The organism is Petrimonas sp. (assembly GCF_963921705.1).
GTDB lineage: Bacteria > Bacteroidota > Bacteroidia > Bacteroidales > Dysgonomonadaceae > Petrimonas > Petrimonas sulfuriphila.
Genome location: NZ_OY997410.1, coordinates 139,156 through 159,074, shown reverse-complemented (window position 1 = coordinate 159,074; position 19,919 = coordinate 139,156). Strand labels below are relative to the sequence as shown.

16 protein-coding genes are annotated in these 19,919 nt (G+C 43.1%); 5 read left to right on the top strand and 11 right to left on the bottom strand.

The annotated features are described in order from the left end of the window. The first annotated feature begins 14 nt into the window (after positions 1-14). On the top strand, positions 15-821 hold the full coding sequence (locus tag AACM02_RS00625) for a DUF4143 domain-containing protein (RefSeq protein ID WP_339115761.1): 807 nt from the start codon (positions 15-17) through the stop codon (positions 819-821). A gap of 12 nt (positions 822-833) precedes the next feature. On the opposite strand, the gene AACM02_RS00620 is transcribed toward AACM02_RS00625, so the two are convergent. Next, complete coding sequence (locus AACM02_RS00620) at positions 834-1,280, bottom strand: hypothetical protein (RefSeq protein WP_339115760.1); 447 nt, start codon at positions 1,278-1,280, stop codon at positions 834-836. 414 nt (positions 1,281-1,694) lie between these two features. Between AACM02_RS00620 and AACM02_RS00615 the strand changes: the two genes are divergently transcribed. The 4 genes from AACM02_RS00615 to AACM02_RS00600 are packed head-to-tail and all read left to right on the top strand — an operon-like array spanning position 1,695 to position 9,420. Continuing rightward, a complete protein-coding gene (locus tag AACM02_RS00615) occupies positions 1,695-3,191 on the top strand; it encodes an IPT/TIG domain-containing protein (RefSeq protein WP_339115759.1) in 1,497 nt (498 codons plus the stop codon). A 25-nt stretch (positions 3,192-3,216) separates the two neighbouring features. Beyond that, the gene (locus AACM02_RS00610) at positions 3,217-6,333 is read left to right on the top strand and encodes a TonB-dependent receptor (protein WP_339115758.1); all 3,117 of its coding nucleotides are present in this window, start codon (positions 3,217-3,219) and stop codon (positions 6,331-6,333) included. Positions 6,334-6,345: 12 nt separating this feature from the next. Then, positions 6,346-8,370 (top strand): RagB/SusD family nutrient uptake outer membrane protein, encoded by a 2,025-nt coding sequence (locus AACM02_RS00605; RefSeq protein WP_339115757.1) that lies wholly within the window; start codon positions 6,346-6,348, stop codon positions 8,368-8,370. A gap of 24 nt (positions 8,371-8,394) precedes the next feature. After that, complete coding sequence (locus tag AACM02_RS00600; protein WP_339115756.1) at positions 8,395-9,420, top strand: DUF4973 domain-containing protein; 1,026 nt, start codon at positions 8,395-8,397, stop codon at positions 9,418-9,420. Positions 9,421-9,662: 242 nt separating this feature from the next. Here AACM02_RS00600 and AACM02_RS00595 read toward each other — a convergent pair whose 3' ends face one another. The 10 genes from AACM02_RS00595 to AACM02_RS00550 all read right to left on the bottom strand — a co-directional run bounded on the left by AACM02_RS00595 (position 9,663) and on the right by AACM02_RS00550 (position 18,803). Further along, positions 9,663-10,070, bottom strand: coding sequence for a helix-turn-helix domain-containing protein (locus AACM02_RS00595; protein ID WP_321770222.1), 408 nt, complete (start codon positions 10,068-10,070; stop codon positions 9,663-9,665). Between the two features lie 40 nt (positions 10,071-10,110). Beyond that, the gene (locus tag AACM02_RS00590; protein ID WP_339115755.1) at positions 10,111-10,500 is read right to left on the bottom strand and encodes a helix-turn-helix domain-containing protein; all 390 of its coding nucleotides are present in this window, start codon (positions 10,498-10,500) and stop codon (positions 10,111-10,113) included. 162 nt (positions 10,501-10,662) lie between these two features. Continuing rightward, positions 10,663-11,064, bottom strand: coding sequence for a WbuC family cupin fold metalloprotein (locus tag AACM02_RS00585; protein WP_339115754.1), 402 nt, complete (start codon positions 11,062-11,064; stop codon positions 10,663-10,665). Beyond that, the gene (locus tag AACM02_RS00580) at positions 11,058-12,020 is read right to left on the bottom strand and encodes a glycosyltransferase family 4 protein (RefSeq protein WP_339115753.1); all 963 of its coding nucleotides are present in this window, start codon (positions 12,018-12,020) and stop codon (positions 11,058-11,060) included. The genes AACM02_RS00585 and AACM02_RS00580 overlap by 7 nt, the downstream gene beginning before the upstream one ends. After that, complete coding sequence (locus AACM02_RS00575) at positions 12,020-12,916, bottom strand: NAD(P)-dependent oxidoreductase (RefSeq protein WP_339115752.1); 897 nt, start codon at positions 12,914-12,916, stop codon at positions 12,020-12,022. The genes AACM02_RS00580 and AACM02_RS00575 overlap by 1 nt, the downstream gene beginning before the upstream one ends. A 7-nt stretch (positions 12,917-12,923) precedes the next feature. Beyond that, positions 12,924-14,168, bottom strand: coding sequence for a glycosyltransferase family 4 protein (locus AACM02_RS00570; protein WP_339115751.1), 1,245 nt, complete (start codon positions 14,166-14,168; stop codon positions 12,924-12,926). Continuing rightward, positions 14,161-15,294 (bottom strand): non-hydrolyzing UDP-N-acetylglucosamine 2-epimerase, encoded by a 1,134-nt coding sequence (gene wecB, locus AACM02_RS00565; protein ID WP_339115750.1) that lies wholly within the window; start codon positions 15,292-15,294, stop codon positions 14,161-14,163. The genes AACM02_RS00570 and wecB overlap by 8 nt, the downstream gene beginning before the upstream one ends. Positions 15,295-15,329: 35 nt before the next feature. Next, the gene (locus AACM02_RS00560) at positions 15,330-16,472 is read right to left on the bottom strand and encodes a capsular polysaccharide biosynthesis protein CapF (RefSeq protein WP_339115749.1); all 1,143 of its coding nucleotides are present in this window, start codon (positions 16,470-16,472) and stop codon (positions 15,330-15,332) included. A 5-nt stretch (positions 16,473-16,477) separates the two neighbouring features. Then, on the bottom strand, positions 16,478-17,497 hold the full coding sequence (locus tag AACM02_RS00555; RefSeq protein ID WP_339115748.1) for a polysaccharide biosynthesis protein: 1,020 nt from the start codon (positions 17,495-17,497) through the stop codon (positions 16,478-16,480). Between the two features lie 88 nt (positions 17,498-17,585). After that, positions 17,586-18,803 carry a glycosyltransferase gene (locus tag AACM02_RS00550; RefSeq protein ID WP_339115747.1) on the bottom strand — a complete coding sequence of 406 codons (1,218 nt, stop codon included), beginning with the start codon at positions 18,801-18,803 and terminating at the stop codon, positions 17,586-17,588. Between the last annotated feature and the right edge of the window lie 1,116 nt (positions 18,804-19,919).

Below are 19,919 nucleotides of genomic sequence, written 5' to 3'. Positions count from 1 at the left end.
ACTCGTCTTTACATGTGATCGAAGAACATTTCGTAAGTAACGAGGCCATGTCCGAAGCTCTTCATGCCGTTGCGTTGGATTATTACCGTCAATATATGATTGTCGGAGGAATGCCAGCCGCGGTGACTTCGTTTGTTGATACACAAAGTTTTCATGATGTGCAATTGATCCAAAACGGTATCATTCAGCAGTACATTGCGGATATGTCAAAATATGCCACTGCGGCAACAAGTGTCAAGATCAGGGCTTGTTATAATTCCATTCCGGCGCAGTTGGCAAAAGAGAACAACAAGTTTCAATATAAGATTGTACAACGCGGAGGCACTGCCACAATTTTCGGAGAATCGATAGAGTGGCTTCAATTTGCGGGAATTGTGCTCAAATGTCAAAAGTTGGAACATGGGTTTATACCGGTCAGTGCTTATGCCGACTTATCCAATTTCAAATTATACATGGGCGATATCGGAATGCTCACGTTGCACTCCAGGATACCGTTACAGGTCTTGTTATCGCCTGTTGAAGCGGATAATATTTTTCTCGGTTCCATGGCCGAGAATTATGTAGCACAGGCATTGGCCGCCAAAGGGGTTGATCTGTTCTATTGGCAAAGCGAGGGCAAGGCAGAAATCGATTTTGTTTTACAAAACGATGACGGTGTTGTTCCGGTAGAAGTAAAAAAAGGATACCGGAACCGTTCCCGAAGCCTATCACTTTTTGCAAAGAGATACCATTCGCCATACGCTATTCGGATCAGTAAAAAGAATTTTGGTTTTGAGAACGATGTGAAATCTGTTCCTCTCTATGCAGCATTTTGCATATGACAATAGGTGAGGTTATTTTTTTCGGGTCAGTTTCTTCCAGACCGTTTCTTTCTGTGCATTCACAAAAGTGGCTTCGTCCGCTAGAGTGATTCTGCCGCTCACAATTGTTCCGGTTATCACGCTTTCTTCCGCATTTTCCGGTGTCAGTATAACCGTTGGATAGGTGAAGCTGTAGGTATATTTGGTAGTGATCTTGGTGCTGGCAGCATTTTCCTGATAAGTGTACGTACACTCCTGTCTGTCGAAACTGAGTTTCATGGTAATTCCAAAGGTGTTGGCCCATTCCCACTCGGTCAGGTATAAACCGATATCGCCTTTCGACAGGTCCGACAACATGTTGTAAATAGGCCTGGACGCTCCCAGCGGATCTTCTTCGTTGTCCTTGTCACATCCGCTAAAGCATACTCCTCCCATCACCAGGATTAACATTGTTAAGAATTGCGCGCTTTTCTTTCTCATGATACCTCTGTTTATTCCGTAAAAGTATACATTTTTAACAAAACAGGCAATTTTTCAAACCTAAATTTAAACTTATAAAAAGCTAATTCAGCATATTATTTGGACAAATCAGCATTAAACGATGTTGCCATGCTCAATGGAGAGAACGAATTTAAGAAGCTGAATGAGCGAAAAATTACTATGTCCGCTGGCGGCTTTTCGCCCTTTCGGTAATCAACAAGAGCTCACTTTTGCAAAGACAGTAAAAATCAATCGGTTGAAAGTAAATGTCAACTTCAATTCTTTTATTTAGAAATCATTAACCTTTAATTTTGCCCCTAATTTATAAATCTTGTCTCATCGTTGAGCCCATTCGCCTGTTGTCATTCGGCTAAATTAACATTTGATGGGCCATTATTAAATCATTAGACACTCATGAAAAAAATTATTTTTAAAAAACTCCTGTTAATCACTGCATGTGAGTTGCCCGAATCATTTAATTTTTTTGTATGGTTGTTAGTCATATGCATGACAGTAGCCATTACTGCTACGGGATGTAGCCAGCAAGGCGGGTACGAAGGGCCCAAAAGTGTGACACCCCCTGATCCTTCCAGGCCGGTGCTCTTTTCCGGGTTTTCTCCGAAGGAGGGAGCCGTACGTACGCTTCTCTTTTTTGAAGGAAGCAACTTCGGTACGGATGTATCGAAAATTGAAGTATTCATTGGTGGTGTAGCAGCCCCCGTAATTGGTTCATCGGGAACAAAGATCTGTGCGATGGTACCCCGGCGGTCTGGCAGGGGCGATGTGGTGATACGTATCAAGGACCAGGACGGAAAAATGATCAAGGAACATACCTTCGAAGATCTGTTTACACTTCAAGCTGCCTTGCAGGTGAATACGCTGACCGGGAAAGTAGACCCTCAAACCAACTCGTCGAGCATAATCAACGGATCGTTTGAGGAGGCCGAGTTTCAACACCCCTGGTGGCTGGAATTCGACATTGACGATGAGGGCAATAAAATCATCTATTGTATCGATGAGGAGAACTTGGCAGCCCTGCGGAAGATCAACCTCACGACAAAAGAGGTCTCTTCCGTCTTCATGAAAGGACAGGCAGGCGTGCATCAAGTAAAATCGATGTTGTTCGACACACCGACGAGAGATACCCTCTTTTTCGTGGATGACAACGGCCGTGGAAATTGGAATGATCGTCATCAGATGCCAAATATGTTTTATTCGCTGCGTAACGAGGGATTCCGTAAAGTATATCCCTATTTGTACGCTCAATGCTCCTATTCCGCCGTATCCATGAGCGACGGATCCATCTTCTACAACACCTGGCAATCGTCCGAGGTGTACAAAGCCCGTCAGGTCTTTGACGAGAGTAGCGGGATGTGGGACGGAAAAGCATTGTTCAGCGTCAGGGCCAACTCCAGCGATCATGTATTCATGTTCCGGCACCCCGATGATCTGTATGTGTACATGACCGGATTCAATGGTGTTTACCGTTGTGCTTACGATAAAACAAAAAAAGAACTGGTTTCATCCGTACTTCATGTAGGTGATATCGGTGGCGGAGGGGGGTATGTAGATGCTCCGGGAAGCTCCGCCCGGTTCAGTCGCCCGCGACAGGGAGTGTTCGTGAAGAATAAAGAGTACGAAGCACAGGGTAAGGAGGATGTATATGACTTTTATGTGTGCGATCATAATAACAATGCCATCAGGAAAGTAACCCCTGACGGCGAAGTCAGTACGTTTGCGGGACGGGGAAGCGTGGGGGTTGACGGGAAAGTATGGGGTTGGATCGACGGCGATGCCCGTGAGACAGCTCGCTTTCGGGAACCTACCGGCATCTGTTACGACGAGGAAGAGGAGATCTTTTACGTGGCCGACCGCGAAAATAAACGGATACGCACCATCTCCGTAGAATGAACCAAAGGAATAAAACGCGAAGAAAATGAAGAAATTTATACTATCCACTATATGTACCATGATCTGTGCATCGAGCATTTTTGCTCAACGAAAGAGTGTGGAAGTCACCGGAACCATTGTCGATGCAGAAGGAGTCCCGTTAATCGGTGCCACGGTTATCGTAAAAGAAAAACCGGGACTGGGAGTAGCTTCCGACATTGACGGGAATTACAAGATAAAGATTGAACCTTTTCAATATCTTGTTTTCTCATACATCGGTTACGAAACGCAGGAGCACCTGGTAAAGGATAAAGATACGATACTTGATATCACGATGCAGGAATCAAAAGCGACCGCCCTCGATGAGGTGACCATCACCGGAATGGGCCCGCAGAAGAAAGTGACCGTCACGGGAGCTATCACTACCGTAGAAGTGGGTACACTGAGGACACCCGTGTCGAGCCTCACTAACGCTCTTGCCGGGAACGTGGCGGGAGTGATGGCCATGCAACGTTCGGGCCAGCCGGGATCCAACACATCCGAATTCTGGATCCGCGGTATTTCAACCTTCGGGGGCAGTTCCAGTGCCCTTATCCTGGTCGATGGGTTTGAGCGTAGCATGGATGAACTCAACATCGAGGATATAGAGTCGTTCTCCGTATTGAAGGATGCCTCCGCCACCGCTATTTACGGGTCACGCGGCGCTAACGGGGTTATTCTTATCAATACAAAAAGAGGAGGTGAGGGAAAAGTGGAGGTGAACGCCAAATCGGAATATACCTGGACAACCCGTACCCGCACGCCCAGATTCGTGGATGGGCTCACTTATGCTTCCATGGCTAACGAAGCCCGTACCACTCGTAATCAGAAAGCGGTTTATACCGATCAGGAGTTGATGATGATCGGTGAACAGCTCGATCCGGACATCTATCCCAATGTGGACTGGATGGACCTTTTGTTGAAAGACGGTGCTCCGATGTATCGTTCCTCAGTCAGTGTGAAAGGTGGGGGAGCCAAGGCAAGGTATTATCTCTCCGGCAGCTTTCTCGACGAGGGAGGCATGTATCATGTGGATAGGACGATGAAGGAATACGATACCAATGCCAATTATCAGCGTTATAACTATCGTTTGAACATGGATATGAACCTGACTACCTCCACCCTTATTCAGGTAGGTATCGGAGGGGCCCTGGAAAAATCGAATCGTTCCGGGGCAATCAGTACTGACGACATCTGGTATTCGGTGTTCGGCTATAACCCCATTACCATGCCGGTGATGTATTCCAACGGATATGTGCCGATCATGCAGGGCGAAGATGCTGAGTCGTGGGAGAGAAAATACAACCCGTGGATTGCCGCTACGCAGACAGGATACTCCGAGATATGGCAAAATACCATCAATTCCAATGTGACGTTAGAACAGAAACTGGATTTCATTACCGAAGGGTTAAAATTTTCAGGCCGATTCGGGTATGATACCTATAATTACAACTACATACAGCGCCGAAAAAATCCGGAGATGTGGAGAGCCGAACGGCAAAGGGACTCTAACGGAGAGATTGTTTTTAACCGGTTGGTTCCGGAGCGGTTGATGTCTCAGGGATCTTCTGCATCAGGCGACAGAAAGGAGTTCGTGGAGGCAGAGATATCCTACGGGAGAAACTTCAATGACCACAACGTGGGCAGTGTGCTTAAGTACACACACGATAACTACGTGAACACTTCCGGCATAGGGGGAAATATCATGGAGGGTATCGCACGCCGTCATCAGGGATTGGCCGGAAACCTCTCTTACGGATATAAGAACCGCTACCTCTTCAATTTCAATTTTGGGTATAACGGTTCGGAGAACTTTGCCAAGGGGCATCAGTTCGGATTCTTCCCCGCTTATTCTGCAGCGTGGAACATCGCGGAGGAGCCGTTTGTGAAAGACCGTATGGATTGGTTGGGAATGCTCAAGATCCGGTATTCTTACGGTGAAGTGGGAACCGATAACTCCTCATCCCGTTTTCCCTACCTGGCCGATTTCGGAAACTACAGCAGGAACACACCGGCAGGCGATCAGGATGTTTATTACAATTGGGGCGACCTGAACAGTGCTTTCGGTTATCCGGGGCTGTCTTATACCCGGGTATCCTCCAATAACGTCACTTGGGAGATTGCCAAAAAGCACGACCTGGGAGTAGACCTTTACTTGTGGGGAGACAAGTTTGGACTGACAGTCGACTACTTCGACGAAAAGCGGGACGGCATCTATATGGTCCGATCCTATCTTTCCGATATGGTGGGTATCCAGGGCTCCAACCCCTCCGCCAACGTGGGCAGTGTGAAGACCAACGGGTTCGATGGGAACTTTAAGCTGGATCAGAAAGTGGCCGATGTGGCGCTGCAGATCCGCGGCAACTTCACCTACAGCAAGAACGAGATCACCGAAGCCGATGAGATGGTGAACCGTTATCCCTACCTCCGTCGCACCGGCTATCGTGTGGATCAAGCAAAGGGTTTGATCGCCCTGGGCCTGTTCAAGGATTATGAAGATATCCGCAACAGCCCCCGCCAGGACTTCAGTGATCGCAGGGACGTCATGCCCGGCGACATCAAGTATAAGGATATCAATGGAGACGGCATCATCAACAACGATGATATAGTACCCATCGGCTCTACCACACGGCCCAACCTTATTTACGGCCTCGGCCTTTCTGCCACATGGAGGGGTTTTGACTTTAACCTCCATTTCCAGGGGGCGGGCAAATCCCACTTCTTCATCAACGGGTTTACCGTTTATCCTTTTGTCAATGGAGAGTGGGGCAACATCCTCGAAGAGATGGCCAACTCCAACCGCTGGATACTGGGTGTCAACGAAGACCCCGATGCCGAATATCCCCGGTTGAGTTACGGCGGCAACGCCAACAACTACCGTGCCTCTACCTACTGGTTGCGCGACGGCTCCTACCTGCGGTTGAAAACGCTGGAGATGGGTTACACCCTGCCCAAGGCATTGACTACCCGGATGTTTATGGACAAGGTGCGGATACATATTATTGGGCAGAACCTGCTGACTTTTTCGAAATTCAAATTATGGGATCCGGAGATGGGAAGCTCCAACGGCATGAAATATCCGTTGGGGAAAACAATTACATTCGGGTTAACAGTCAATATTTAAATAGAAAAAAAGATGAGAAAAAATATACTATTCAGCGTAATAATCTGCATCGGGACCTTTGTATTGTCCTGCTCCGATTACCTCGATGTGGAGCGTTATTTTAACGACCGGCAGGACCTGGAACGCATCTTCAACAGCAGGGACTATACCGAGCAATGGCTGGCCAACGCCTACTACCAGCTTCTTTCCTATAACCTGGAGATCGGACACGTACGATTTACCCTCACCAATTACTCCGATGACATGATCTTCACGGAAGGCGGTGCCGGCATCTCTTATTCCAACTATAAATTCGGGCAGTACGGCCCCCAATACGGAGGAAATGTCAATGCCCTGATTGCCCGTCCCTGGGATCAGTCGTACGAAGGTATCCGCCAGGCCTCCATCTTCCTGCAACATGTCCACCCGGGTGCAGAGATCAGCGCAGAGATGTGCGACGATCTGAAGGGGCAGGCCTACTTTATCCGCGGTTACCTCTACTGGCTGTTGTTGAGGAAATACGGGCCGGTGCCCATTCTACCCGACGAGGGACTCGACTATGAAGCGCCCTACAGCGATCTGGCCTATCCCAGAAGCACGTACGACGAATGCGCCGAGTATATTGCTGAACAGATGCTACTGGCGGCACAGTTTCTGGAAAGTGACCGCAGTTCTCGCAATGCATCACGCCCCACCAAAGGGGCAGCACTGGCCGTTCGTGCCAAAGCCTATCTCTACGCTGCCAGTCCGTTGATGAATGGTAATCCCGATATGTCCTCTTTCACCGATGATACAGGCAAAGAACTTATTTCCGGGGAGTACGACGAGGAGAAATGGGCAAAAGCCGCTGCAGCAGCCCTCGATGTGATCAGACTGAACAAATATGAGATTTATGTGGCACCCAAACGCAGCAGCGGAGGACTTTGGGGAGCCTATCCCAAAACAATTGAACCGCCTTACCATCCGGTATATTCGGAGCGCGGATGGAAGGATGGGGGATGGAAGGATATCGATCCGCTCGATTCTTACCGTGCCCTGTTCAACGGCGACCTCTACGTATCGGAAAACCCCGAACTTATCTTCTCGCGTGGGGATAATCAGTTACACGACGAATATGGCATTCAGTCCATGTCTCGCCACCAGATGCCTGTCAGCAAGGCAGGCGGATGGAACTGCCACGGCATCACGGGTAAACAGTGCGATGCCTATGCAATGAACGACGGAAAACCGTTCGACCGTGCTACCAGCTTGAAAGGCTTCACGCAGGCCGACGGCGAATACCCCTATTTAAGGAAAGATGTCTGGCTCGAATATGCCAACCGGGAGCCCCGCTTTTACGCTTCGGTAGCCTTCAATGGTGCGCATTGGGCCTGTACCAGCGCCAAGGATGCCAATAATCGCGACTTCCAGACGTTTTACTATTACGGGGAAGACGACGGCCGGAAGATTGTGAGTACTGACGACCGGTGGATACCCACCGGCATAGGCATGATGAAGTATGTAAACCCCAAGGAAAGTTACAAGGACGGAACGGTATATCCGAAGGTGGATCCGGCTATCCGTTATGCCGATATCCTGCTTATGTATGCCGAAGCACTCAATGAATTAACGTCTACTTATCAGGTAGCATCCTGGGACGGTAGCGAGACATATACCGTGTCCCGCGATATTGCAGCTATGAAGGCGGCTGTTCTCCCTGTACGACTACGGGCTGGTCTACCCAACTTCGATGAGATTGGAACGGGCGATCCGTATCAAAATCCCGATGAATTAAGAAATGCCATCAAACGTGAACGGCAGGTTGAGTTTCTGGGAGAAAACCAGCGCTATTACGACCTTCGTCGCTGGAAAGACGCACCCGAGGAAGAAAGTCAGATGATCTACGGCTGCAATACCACCGTTCCGAGAGAATACCGCGACTTCTTCCATGAACAGGTTGTTGTGCCCAGTGTGCAAACCTCATGGTCCACGAAGAAATATTTCTGGCCCGTTCCTTACGATGAACTGAAACGGAATGCCCGCCTTACACAAGCTCCGGGATGGCCATCTTTTGATTAATTCAATATAAACAGTAAATAAATAATGAGACACATATCTATTTATAAGATCTTGTTGCTGGGAGCTCTCTTTGTGGTGAGCGGCTGCAATAACGAGTGGGAAGAAGAGTTGTACACCCGGATGGTATCCCTGAAAGCGCCAATCAACAGGGATGACGTATCTGTCATTTATCTAAGGTATCAGCCCGATAACCTGCAAGTCACCTATAAGCTGCCGGTGATCGTGAGCGGCTCAAAAAACAACGACCGCGATTATTCCGTCCATATCGACGTGGATAACGATACGTTGAACCTGTTGAACTTCGGTAGATATGCTGCCCGGAGCGATCTGTATTACAAGCAACTACCGGAAGAGTTCTTTGAATTGCCTTCGAAAACCTGCCGGATTCCCTCCGGTGTTGATGTGGCGTTCTTTCCCATACACTTCAACTTTTCGGGGCTCGACCTGGTGGAGAAATGGGTCTTGCCCCTGACTATCCTGCCCGATCCGTCCTATACGCTTAACACCTATAAAGGCCGGCAGAAAGCGTTACTCTGGATCATGCCCTTTAACGATTACTCGGGAATCTACAATGCCGCCAGCATGTACGTTTACTTTGGGGACAACACCACCAAGTACATGACGGCTAGCACTCGGGAAGCCCGGGTTGTGGATGAAAACACCGTATTTTTTTATGCCGGCATCACGGAGGAGCTGGCGGAGAACAGGGGCGATTTTAAGGTGAAGTGCGAATTTCTGGAACCGGATGAGGTGACGGAAGTTGAAGCCACGGGCCTCTATCTGAAGAAAGGGAGGTTGGTATTGACAGCCGAGAATCCCGCGCTGGAATTTGAAGTGATTGGCGAGCCGACGTATGAAATAAAGGAAGAGCTGGATATCGACCGTCCGCACATCATCAAGCGTTTCTTCACGTTAACGATGGAGTACCGCTACAAAGATCCCGTTTCCAGTGAAAACATGGTCTTCCCCTACAGGTGCAAGGGCACCATGCTGATGCAGCGCAACGTTAGCACACTGGTTCCGGACGAAGACCAGGCAATTTTCTGGTAAGGAAAGTTATGATACCGGTGTCACGATATCCTCCTGTTGCAGGGGGGCATAGGGGCCGTCCTTCACTTCGAAGATCACGGTCCCATTCTCCCGTACTTCCAGCAACCGGTCTATTTTCGTTCTCAGGTATAGGATTTCTTCTTTCAGCCAGGTGATTTCCCGGTCTTTGGCAGCGGTCAGTTCATCCGCTGCTTTTTTTGGAATATAATGGTTGGAGAAGACCTGCAGGATATTGAGCAGTTCTATTCTTTCTCTTTTTTTAAAGATTCGAACTTTTTCCTTTCAATTTTTATCAGTTCTTCGAAAAGCTTGATGGCCTGTTCCATTGAGAAGTGGTTAATATTTTCAATACTGGAAACTGTTCCGATATTTGTCGCGGTTGCGTTTGAGTTTTCGTAAAAATTATTCGTATAATATAAAACTGTTTCTTCAGTAAATTTTTTCAATCCTTCCTCAGTGACGCCCAAAGCTTCAGCAACCTGCTTTATTCTCTCATCTTCCATTTGTTCAGTCTGCTCCATTTTAGAGACTGCCTGCTTGGTTACACCCAAAATATCCCCCAAATCAGCCTGTGTCATTCCCCGTAGGCGGCGTACTCTCTCAATTTTTCTGCCTATATGTAAAGTATTGGTATAGTTCTCCATTTCCATATTAAATAGATCAATTTAATGTAATTACAGACGGTAAAATTTATTTGTTTTTCAATAAGTCAACTTTTTCTCTTTCACTTTGTAACAAGCGTTCGTATAGTTCAATTATTTTTTCTATAGGATTGAACTGTTGGGCAATGGATGTCGCTCCCTGCTCAAACGTATTGTCTCTGATATTGTTGATATTGTAAATAGCCCTTTCCACGTCAAAATCCCGGATTACTTCTGAGGAGACTCCCAGCACATTGGCAATCTGCGATAACACTTCTTCTTCAATTTCTTCCTGCTGTTCAATCTTCGACACTTCCTGCTGGGTTATGCCCAGGTCTGCAGCCAAAGCCTCTTGTTTCACACCAAAATACATCCGGACTCTCTGCACGTTCCGTCCGGTATGTCTTTTCCTTAATTTATCTGTCGTTTCAGCAACCATCTTATTATTTTTTGATATGTTAGATACAAAGTCGGCAAGAATCAAAAAAACCGTCTATTGCAAAGATAGTAAAAATCAATTGGTTCCGAGTATAAATCAACTCTGTTTTTTTATGTAAAAGCACATAAGGGCTTTGACTAGGGTTTAAACTTCTAAGTCTGATTAAGTCTTTGGCTCCAGGATATCCTCCGGTTGCAAGGGAGCATAAGGGCCGTCCTTCACTTCAAAGATTACGGTTCCGCTTTCCAGTACTTCCAGCGTATGCCACTGTCCGGCAGGGATATGGATGCCGTATTCCTTCTCATTGGGATCAATCAGGAATTCTGCTGTAAGCACTTTGTCGTCATTATAAAACAAGACCTTAATACTGCCCCTCAGCACGATATAGGTTTCCGCCGTTTCCCTGTGACGGTGTACGGGCAACACTGTTCCAGGTTCCAACGCGTTCAGTAGCCGCTGCGCTTTCGCATCCAGCGAATCGTGCAGGTTGAAATTCATGCGGAGTCGGGAACTGGCTTTTGCCTGTTCCGTAACTTTATCGAGTAAATCATCGTCAATCAGCATACATCACACTTTTTTGCGTTCATCATCGGGAACTTGATCATGTAAAGTCCCATCAAAACCAGCAATAGGATTACAAAGATACCCCATCCCAGCACAGGATAAAACAGGATGATAAGCGCCGAGCAGAGCAGCTGAACCGTGAAATAGATCAGCGATACCAATCGATGAGGTATTTTCTTTTCATTCGCCAGTATCTGGTAGAAATGGAGCCGGTGCGCCTCCATGATATTTTGTTTCAAGTAGATACGATGCAGAATAGTCATTACTGCATCTACTCCGTAAACCATCAGAAAGCCAATCCATATCAGGTTCTCCGTTTTTATGATCAATATTAGCAGTAGTGTCACAATCCAGAAAGCGATGGCCACGCTTCCCACATCCCCGGCAAAGCACCGGGCTCTCTTCCGGAAATTGAAGAAAAGGAATACTAGAGAAGCAATCATCGGGTACCAGATCAGGTCCGGTGGCACAAAATTTCCGTACGACAGGTTAACATACTGCCGCGAAGCCAGTACTGCTATACTATAGAGTCCTGTGATCCCGTTGATGCCATCCATAAAATTGTACGCGTTGACGATGCCAATAAACACTACGTAGCCGATAACTATAGCCCACCAAGGATAGCTCCCGAAGACACCTGCCAGGTAGAATGCACAGCTCATTGCCAGAAGGTGAAAGAGCAAGCGCATTTTCTGTCCCAGCCCTTTTACGTCATCCACAAAGCTTACACCTGCAATTAACGTGATTCCAGCCAAAAACCACCCGGCCGTTACGGATAGGTTAAACAACAGGTAGAGTAGGGCGGCTACCCACCAGATGACCCCTCCACCTCGGATGGTGATATAGTTGTGCGAGCTCCGCTCGTTCGGTTTGTCGATGATGTTAAATCGATCTGCTATCCGGAAATAAAAAAGTTCTGCCGCAAGCAGCAAAACAAATAATAGAATGTAAATCATTATTTAATCATGAAATTCTCGAGAACGTTTAATGGCTGCCAGTTTAATTCCTGTTTTGCCTTTTCATTAGAGAAAGTGAGTGACTCAGTTATTTTGGAAAGCTTAAGCGAATTTATAGGAGCATTCTTGCCCAAAAAATCACCTGCAGAAGCTAAGAACTTTGCAAAGCTGTAAGAGATGGAAATAGGACTCCTTTTGCCGAGTTGTTTTGCAATTAACAACTCTAGCTCTCTAAAGGTAGGTTGTGAGTCATCACAAATGTTGTAAATACCTCCCTTTTCTATTAGGGCAGGAAGCAGCCGAGCAATGTCCTGCACCATCAATATACTTTTTCTTGCTTTTCCTCCTGCAATAGATAAATATGCACCAGATTTAATACCATCAATCATTGCACCAAGATTACCAAGAGGATTAGGACCTGCAATTAGTGAAGGTCTAATAATACCCAGAGTAACGTTATTACGAACGCACCAATCGGTTAAAAACTCTTCTGCTTTAATCTTGCTCAATGCATAAGGAGAATCACCATTAAGCGGATATTCTTCCGTTATGTTTTCACCCGCTTCCAAACCATAAACGGCTACGGTACTGACAAAAATAAAAGCTTTAGGAAGACCTGACTTCTCTAAAGCTCTGCATAAATTTGCTGTTCCTTGAAAATTTATATCAAAAAAAGACTTCTTCTCCTCTTCAGTCTTAGGAATTGAATGGGCTTTACCCGCAGCGTGCAAAACAACGTCAAACAATATATCTATTTCAGGAACAGTTATTGCAATGTTAACTTTATAATCATCGTCATCAGTCAAACCTAAAGTCTTTATCTCGAAGTTATTTTTCAACAATGGTTTCAGATTAGAGCCTAAAAATCCAGAGGCACCTGTGAATAATAATTTCATAAATAAATCAAATAGCGTTTAAGTATTTATTAAGTATAGCATCTTCACTATATTTATTTTCGACAAGAGATCTTGCTCTTTTTCCCATTTCCTCAAGTTGTGTAAGTAAGTTTAAATTAAAATTGTCGAGAAAATCAATAATTCCCTCTTTATCATTTGGTGAAAAGCAGTATCCAATCGATTCTTCGTTTACCATCAAAGCAATTTCACTGTTCAAGTCGCCAATAAATAAGATCGGTTTTCCTGCTGAAAGAATATTGTATGTTTTTGAAGGAACACCTAATCCGTACATGCCATCTGAGAGAGTAACCAATGCAATATCAGTAGAGTTTAATACTTTATTCTGTTCATCTCTAGAATAATGACCATAGAAGTTAACTCTATGGTTCAAGCTCATTGTTGACGTCGACTTTTTTAAAGATTCAGTTATAGCGCCATCGCCCCATAAATCAAAAACTAATTGTTTATTTATTGACTCAAAAAATAATTCCAGAAATGAATCCAATCCTTGTACTCGACCAATATTACCTGCATATTGGATAGTTAACGATCCATTTTGATGTCTTTCTTCAAGAATACTTGGCTTAATCGTGAAGGGAGTTATATTGTTTACATCACCCCAATTTTCAATAATGCTTATCTTCGGTTTATTATTACTTCTAAAAACTTTCTGCTCCACTATATATTTCATGTCCCGACCTAATACAATTAATCTGTCAGCCATTCCATATGCATTATTGAATCTAGATGAAAGGAACTTGAACAAAATAGATTTTCTGGACTTTATTATACCTGCGGGAATAGTGTTTTCGGGAAAAACATCATGGATTAAAATATTAAGGTTGATATTTTTCTTTTTCTTAAGCTTGGCACATTTCAGCAATAACGGTGCAGGATTTGTTACTATAAAGATCTTTTCATTTTCGGAGACTCTTTTATTAAGTTCGTCAAATAGAAAATTAGAAAGTTTGAAAAGTCTTAAGGTTCGTTGAACCAAATTATTTTTGTTAAGATTACCCGACTTAGTCCTAATCACTTTAATAGATTCATCCAATCTGAAATAGTTTTCAGAAATTTCACTGTTTTGCTGATATAATGCATCGGTAGTAATTACATGGACTTCATATTTTTCCATCATCTTATTTGCAATTTTCGATAGAATATATGCAGTTGATGTTTGATCGGGATAGAAAAGTTCCGTTACTATCCACAGATTTGGTTTTACTATTTCCAATTTTTTTGCTTTATTCATTCCATACTACTCTTTTAATGTAATCGGTATATGAAATGATGATTCGTACGACCTTATCGCTCACATTGGGCATACTGTAGTCGGCAATGGGACGGAAATTGCGCTCATCGCCAATTTGCTGATATTGTAGCTGCACAAGTCCCTGCATCACACGCTCGGGGTTCAGTCCCACCATCATCACAGAGGCCTCTTCCATTGCTTCGGGACGCTCATGTGCTTCACGAATATTAAGTGCCCTGAAGTTAAGTATCGACGACTCTTCAGAGATTGTGCCACTATCAGACAACACAGCAAAAGCATTCATCTGTAACTTATTGTAGTCGCTCAACGCCATTGGTTTCATCAGCTGCACATTCCCATGAAATTTCACACCCTTTTTCTCAATCATGTTACGGGTACGTGGATGGGTAGAAACAATCACCGGATAATCATATTTCTCAGCGATCCCGTTCAATATATCAACCAGGTTGAAGAAGTTCTTTTCAGAAGAGATGTTCTCTTCTCTGTGGGCTGATACCACGAAGAATTTTCCCTTTTCCAGGTTCAATGTGTCAAGTATAGTCGATGACTGAATCTTGGGCAAGTATTGTGTCAACACTTCGAACATAGGGCTACCCGTCTTGATTATTCTGTCAGGGCGTAAGCCTTCGGCTAAAAGGTATTCACGGGCAATATCACTATAGGTAAGGTTGATGTCCGCTGTATGGTCTACAATCTTGCGATTGCTTTCTTCCGGCACACGCTGATCGAAACACCTGTTCCCCGCCTCCATATGGAAGATTGGAATATGACGTTTCTTGGCAGCAATGGCACACAGGCATGAATTAGTATCACCCAACACAAGGAAAGCATCCGGCAGTTCTCTTTCCAAAACAGGATCGATATTGATCAGTATCTGTCCTGCTGTCTCGGTCGCATTCTTGCCAGCCGCGTTCAGAAAATAATCCGGTTTACGTAACCCGAGATCCTCAAAGAATACTTCGTTAAGCTCGTAATCGTAGTTCTGCCCGGTATGCACCAATATGTGCTCAATAGCATCCGATGCATCAAGCTTCTGCAGAACACATGCCAGGCGAATAATCTCGGGACGAGTACCAACCACCGTCAACACTTTTAACTTCTTCACTATAATCTATTTTTGTTTTATACTAAAAGATGATTTTAAACAGGCAGGAAAAAGGTATCGGGATGCTCAGGATCAAAAACCTCATTTACCCACATCACCGTTACCATATCTGTTTTGCCCAGATTCTCAATGTTATGTGTGTATCCCACAGGAATGTCCACTACTTCCAGTTTATCACCTGAAACAAAATATTCGTGCACTTTTTCTTCATTGATCTTCCGGAAGCGAATCACCCCTTTACCGCTTACCACTAAAAACTTTTCGTTTTTGGAATGATGCCAGTGTTGCCCTTTGGTGATACCTGGTTTGGAAATGTTGATCGATACTTGTCCTCTATCCGGTGATCTCAGAAACTCCGTAAAGGAGCCCCTTTCATCTGTATTCATCTTTAATTGATAAGAAAAATGATTTTCAGGAAGGTAACTTAGGTAGGTTGAATAAAGCTTTTTTGTAAAAGCATCAGACAGATCGGGTACGAGTAAGTTTTTCCGGCTTTCTTTAAACGAATAGATCAGATCAACGATCTCTCCCAGAGTACACTGATGTTCTATGGACACTTTGCAAAAAGTATCCTCTTTGTAGGGATTCCCCTCCAGTGCCGATATTAATTCTTTTACTACATCGTCAATATAGACCAGTGTCATTACTATACTGCGGTCGTTTACCTGAATGGGAAGGTCATGCGCTATATTGTGGCAGAAAGTAGCCACCGCGCTGTTGTAATTAGGTCGACACCACTTTCCAAACACATTGGGAAAGCGGTAGATCAATACCTCTGCCCCTGTCTCTTTTCCGTAGTTAAGCAGCAACTCCTCACCTGCTTTCTTTGAGACGCCATAGGGATTATCCAGTTCCGCCTGAATGGAAGAGGCTAGCATAACAGGACAGTTGTTCCCGTGTTTCTTCAATGTGTCCAACAATAACGAAGTGAACCCGAAATTCCCTTCCATAAATTCAGCCTGATCTTTGGGTCGGTTCACCCCGGCGAGATGAAACACAAAACTGGCCTCCTTTGAATAACCATCCAACAATGCCGGATCAGTGTCTGTATCAAATTCAAAAAGAGTCAGATCCGTCATCAGGCTGTATGTTTTTGCCTTACCCTCTTTGATGTTATTCAGTTCGACTATCAGGTTTTTCCCGATAAACCCCTTTGCGCCGGTAATTAGTATGTTCATTGCGCTCAATTTAGTACATCTTCTCTCACTTCCGGAAGTTTAAGTAACAGTTGCTTCATATCCTCTATGTTCAGGCGGAGAGTATTGTGGGAATGATAATCTTCTACTTTTGATATATCCACTTGCCCTTCCACAAAAAACTTGTCGTAGTTCAGGTCCCGTGCATCGGCAGGAATTCGAAAATAATTACCCATGTCCTCGGAGCGGAACATTTCCTCACGGGTTACTAGAGTTTCGTACAACTTTTCGCCGTGTCGGGTTCCGATGATTTTTATTTCCGTATCGGTCTGGTACAATTCTTTCAGCGATTCAGCCAGCACTTCCAGCGTGGCAGCAGGAGCTTTTTGCACAAAAAGGTCTCCATTGTTACCGTGCTCAAAAGCATAAAGAACCAAATCAACCGCATCATCCAGCGTCATCATGTACCGTGTCATATTGGGATCGGTTATGGTAATCGGATTTCCGGACTTTATCTGGCCTATCCATAGAGGAATTACCGAACCGCGACTGGCCATCACGTTTCCGTAGCGGGTGCAGCAGATTGTAGTTGTGGCGTCATTGTCCAACGAACGAGCCTTTGCAATTGCCACCTTCTCCATCATCGCCTTACTGATTCCCATTGCATTGATAGGGTAAGCGGCTTTATCGGTACTAAGCACTACCACGTTCTTCACACCGTGTTCCACTGCAGAATCTAGTACGTTCTCCGTGCCAATAACATTGGTACGCACTGCCTGCATGGGAAAGAATTCGCACGAAGGTACTTGTTTCAATGCAGCAGCATGGAAAACGTAATCAACGCCTCGCATTGCTGTGTCCACCGAACGTTTATCCCGTACATCACCAATATAAAATTTTACTTTTGGATTCTGTATCTGGTGACGCATATCGTCCTGCTTTTTTTCGTCGCGGCTGAAAATGCGTATTTCTTTGATATCCGAATTCAAGAACCGTTTTAATACTGCATTTCCAAAAGAACCTGTGCCACCGGTGATTAATAGGATTTTGTCTCTGAATAAAGACATATTAATAATATATTATGTAAGTTATTAAAAATTCAAAGGTAAGAATTTTCAAAGTATAAGAAAAAGATAAAAAGGCTACTTTTCTCTACTAGCTTAAAATTTCTTCATATAATTGGATATACTCTGCGTATCGATCTTCTTTGTTAAACATGTGTATAGCCTTTTTTCTACAAGCATTTCTATAAAAGGCTTTGACATTTTTTCTTATAGAATCAATGGCTTTTCTTACTTCTTCGAGATTACCTTTCTCTACAATAAAACCTGTTTCAGAGGAAATTGCTTCAGGACTTCCTCCTGTGTTATAGGTTATAACTGGTGTCCCACATGAGATAGCTTCCAGATTGGTTGTTGGATAATTGTCTTCCCAAGTAGGGTTTATAAAAACATTTCCTGCAGAGTACAGTTCAGTTAATTCTTGAACATTCTCTGTATGTGTAATGCCAATAATGTTATGTGGTAAACAGTTTATTTGTTTTTTTGTTAAACCAACCAAAATAATGACCTCATCTTCTTTCAAATGATTTCCTAACTTAATAAAGTCTTCTAGTCCTTTTCTTCTATCCCACACATTTGCTACACCTAATAAGACAAATTTATCATTCAAATTGTATTTCATTTTAACTTTATCAATGTTCATCGGCCTAAAAGTATTTAAATCTATACCATTATTGATAACCTTTGTGGGATATTTGTTAAGAAAAGAATTTTTAATTATCTCAGCTAACCAATTAGATACAGGGATAATGGTCATATTTTCAACGGAAGTAAATATCTTTTGTTTAAATTTAAAATTGTTATATGAATTGTCAACCCAATAACTACTAGGATATTCCTTCTTCTGAGGGCATTTTTCACAATGAGTTTTCCATTTATTACATTCAATAAATGAGAAATATGTGCAATGTCCTGTTATAGGCCAACAATCATGTAGTGTCCATACAACAGGAATTTTAGCCGATTTTAAATAATTAAATAAGATCTCGAAATTTAGATAATATCCGTGTATATTATGCAGGTGAATAATATTGGGTTTTATAATCTGAATTTGCTCAACAAGTTTACGAGTGGCATCTTTCGATGCAAAACCATGACGATCGAGAATACGTGTTTCTACCCCATGCCATGTAACATCCCAATTATTTCCTATTTTTATCTTGTATGATTTACTTGGTCGATTATTCCTGCCATAAGCAATGTAACTCTTCCATCCATCACTTATTGCCTTTAATCCTATTTCTTCAGCAATACGTCCAGTGGAACCAGAGTTAATAACAGTATTTATTTGTAGTAATTGTTTTTCAATCATAAATTACATATTGTTGATAATAAGGAGGTATATATCTAGTCTCAATTATTTTCTTTTTATTAAATACAGAGACATAAGGATAATTATAGAAATTAATCTGAGCGTAATAGGGACCTTGATCTATTATAGAGCTTATATTTTTTACATAAAGGACACTCATAATAGAAAAAATATAAACATAACTTATTAGTTTATTAGACGTCCTTTTAAATACATATACCAAAAAGTCTACAAGTAATATTATCTCGAAATAACGCATAAAAACATTAATACGTGATGATATAAGTGAACTAGCCATGAAAAGAAAATATAAAAAGAAACCGAAGATATAGATTTTGAGAAATAGATCTCTTAAAGAATTTCTCTCATATAATTTATAATTCAGTATTATAGGAATAAAAATAATAGTTCTCAATAATAAACTTAAGATATCTAGAGAATTGTTAGTAGTATAAGCTTCTACTTTACTCCCAATTATATCCAGAGCTGAAAAGAATGAAAACAGAAATTTATAAACTAAAATTCCTATAACAAAAGTAATAAATGAAACAAGAAACACTTGAGAAAGATTGTATTTCTTTACGAGAGTGACAAGTGGAATTATAAAAAGAATAATACTAGAATAATGTATTGTGAATAAAAGTAGACTTAGCAAATAATATTTTATATATTTTTTGTTTTGTAGTAAGGGAATTAGATAATAAATAAATATTGCTAAGCAAACACCTTGTCTAATAGCGCTGAAAGGGTAAATCAGAAAAAAAGTACAATAAAAAAAGAATAAACTAGTTATTGGTTTTGCACTGTATTTCTTAATAAATAGCCATACGAAAAAAAAAGAGACTGATGAGAATAGAGCTGAAAGCGTTTCAGGCGATAGGTGTAATATTTTTATCCAGAAATAAGATATCGCCGAAAATCCGATTTCTTGAGTAATGTAGCTTAAATCATGAGTTTTAATATATGTTTCAAAAGTATCTGCTGAACTAGTGAATAAATAAATATAACTGAAGTAATCCGACCCTTGCCCGTATCTTAGCGTTACAAACGCTAGTAAAAGCAAAAATAAGATAACTCCCAACCTATTCTTGGATTTGGAAAAAAATTCGTATGTTG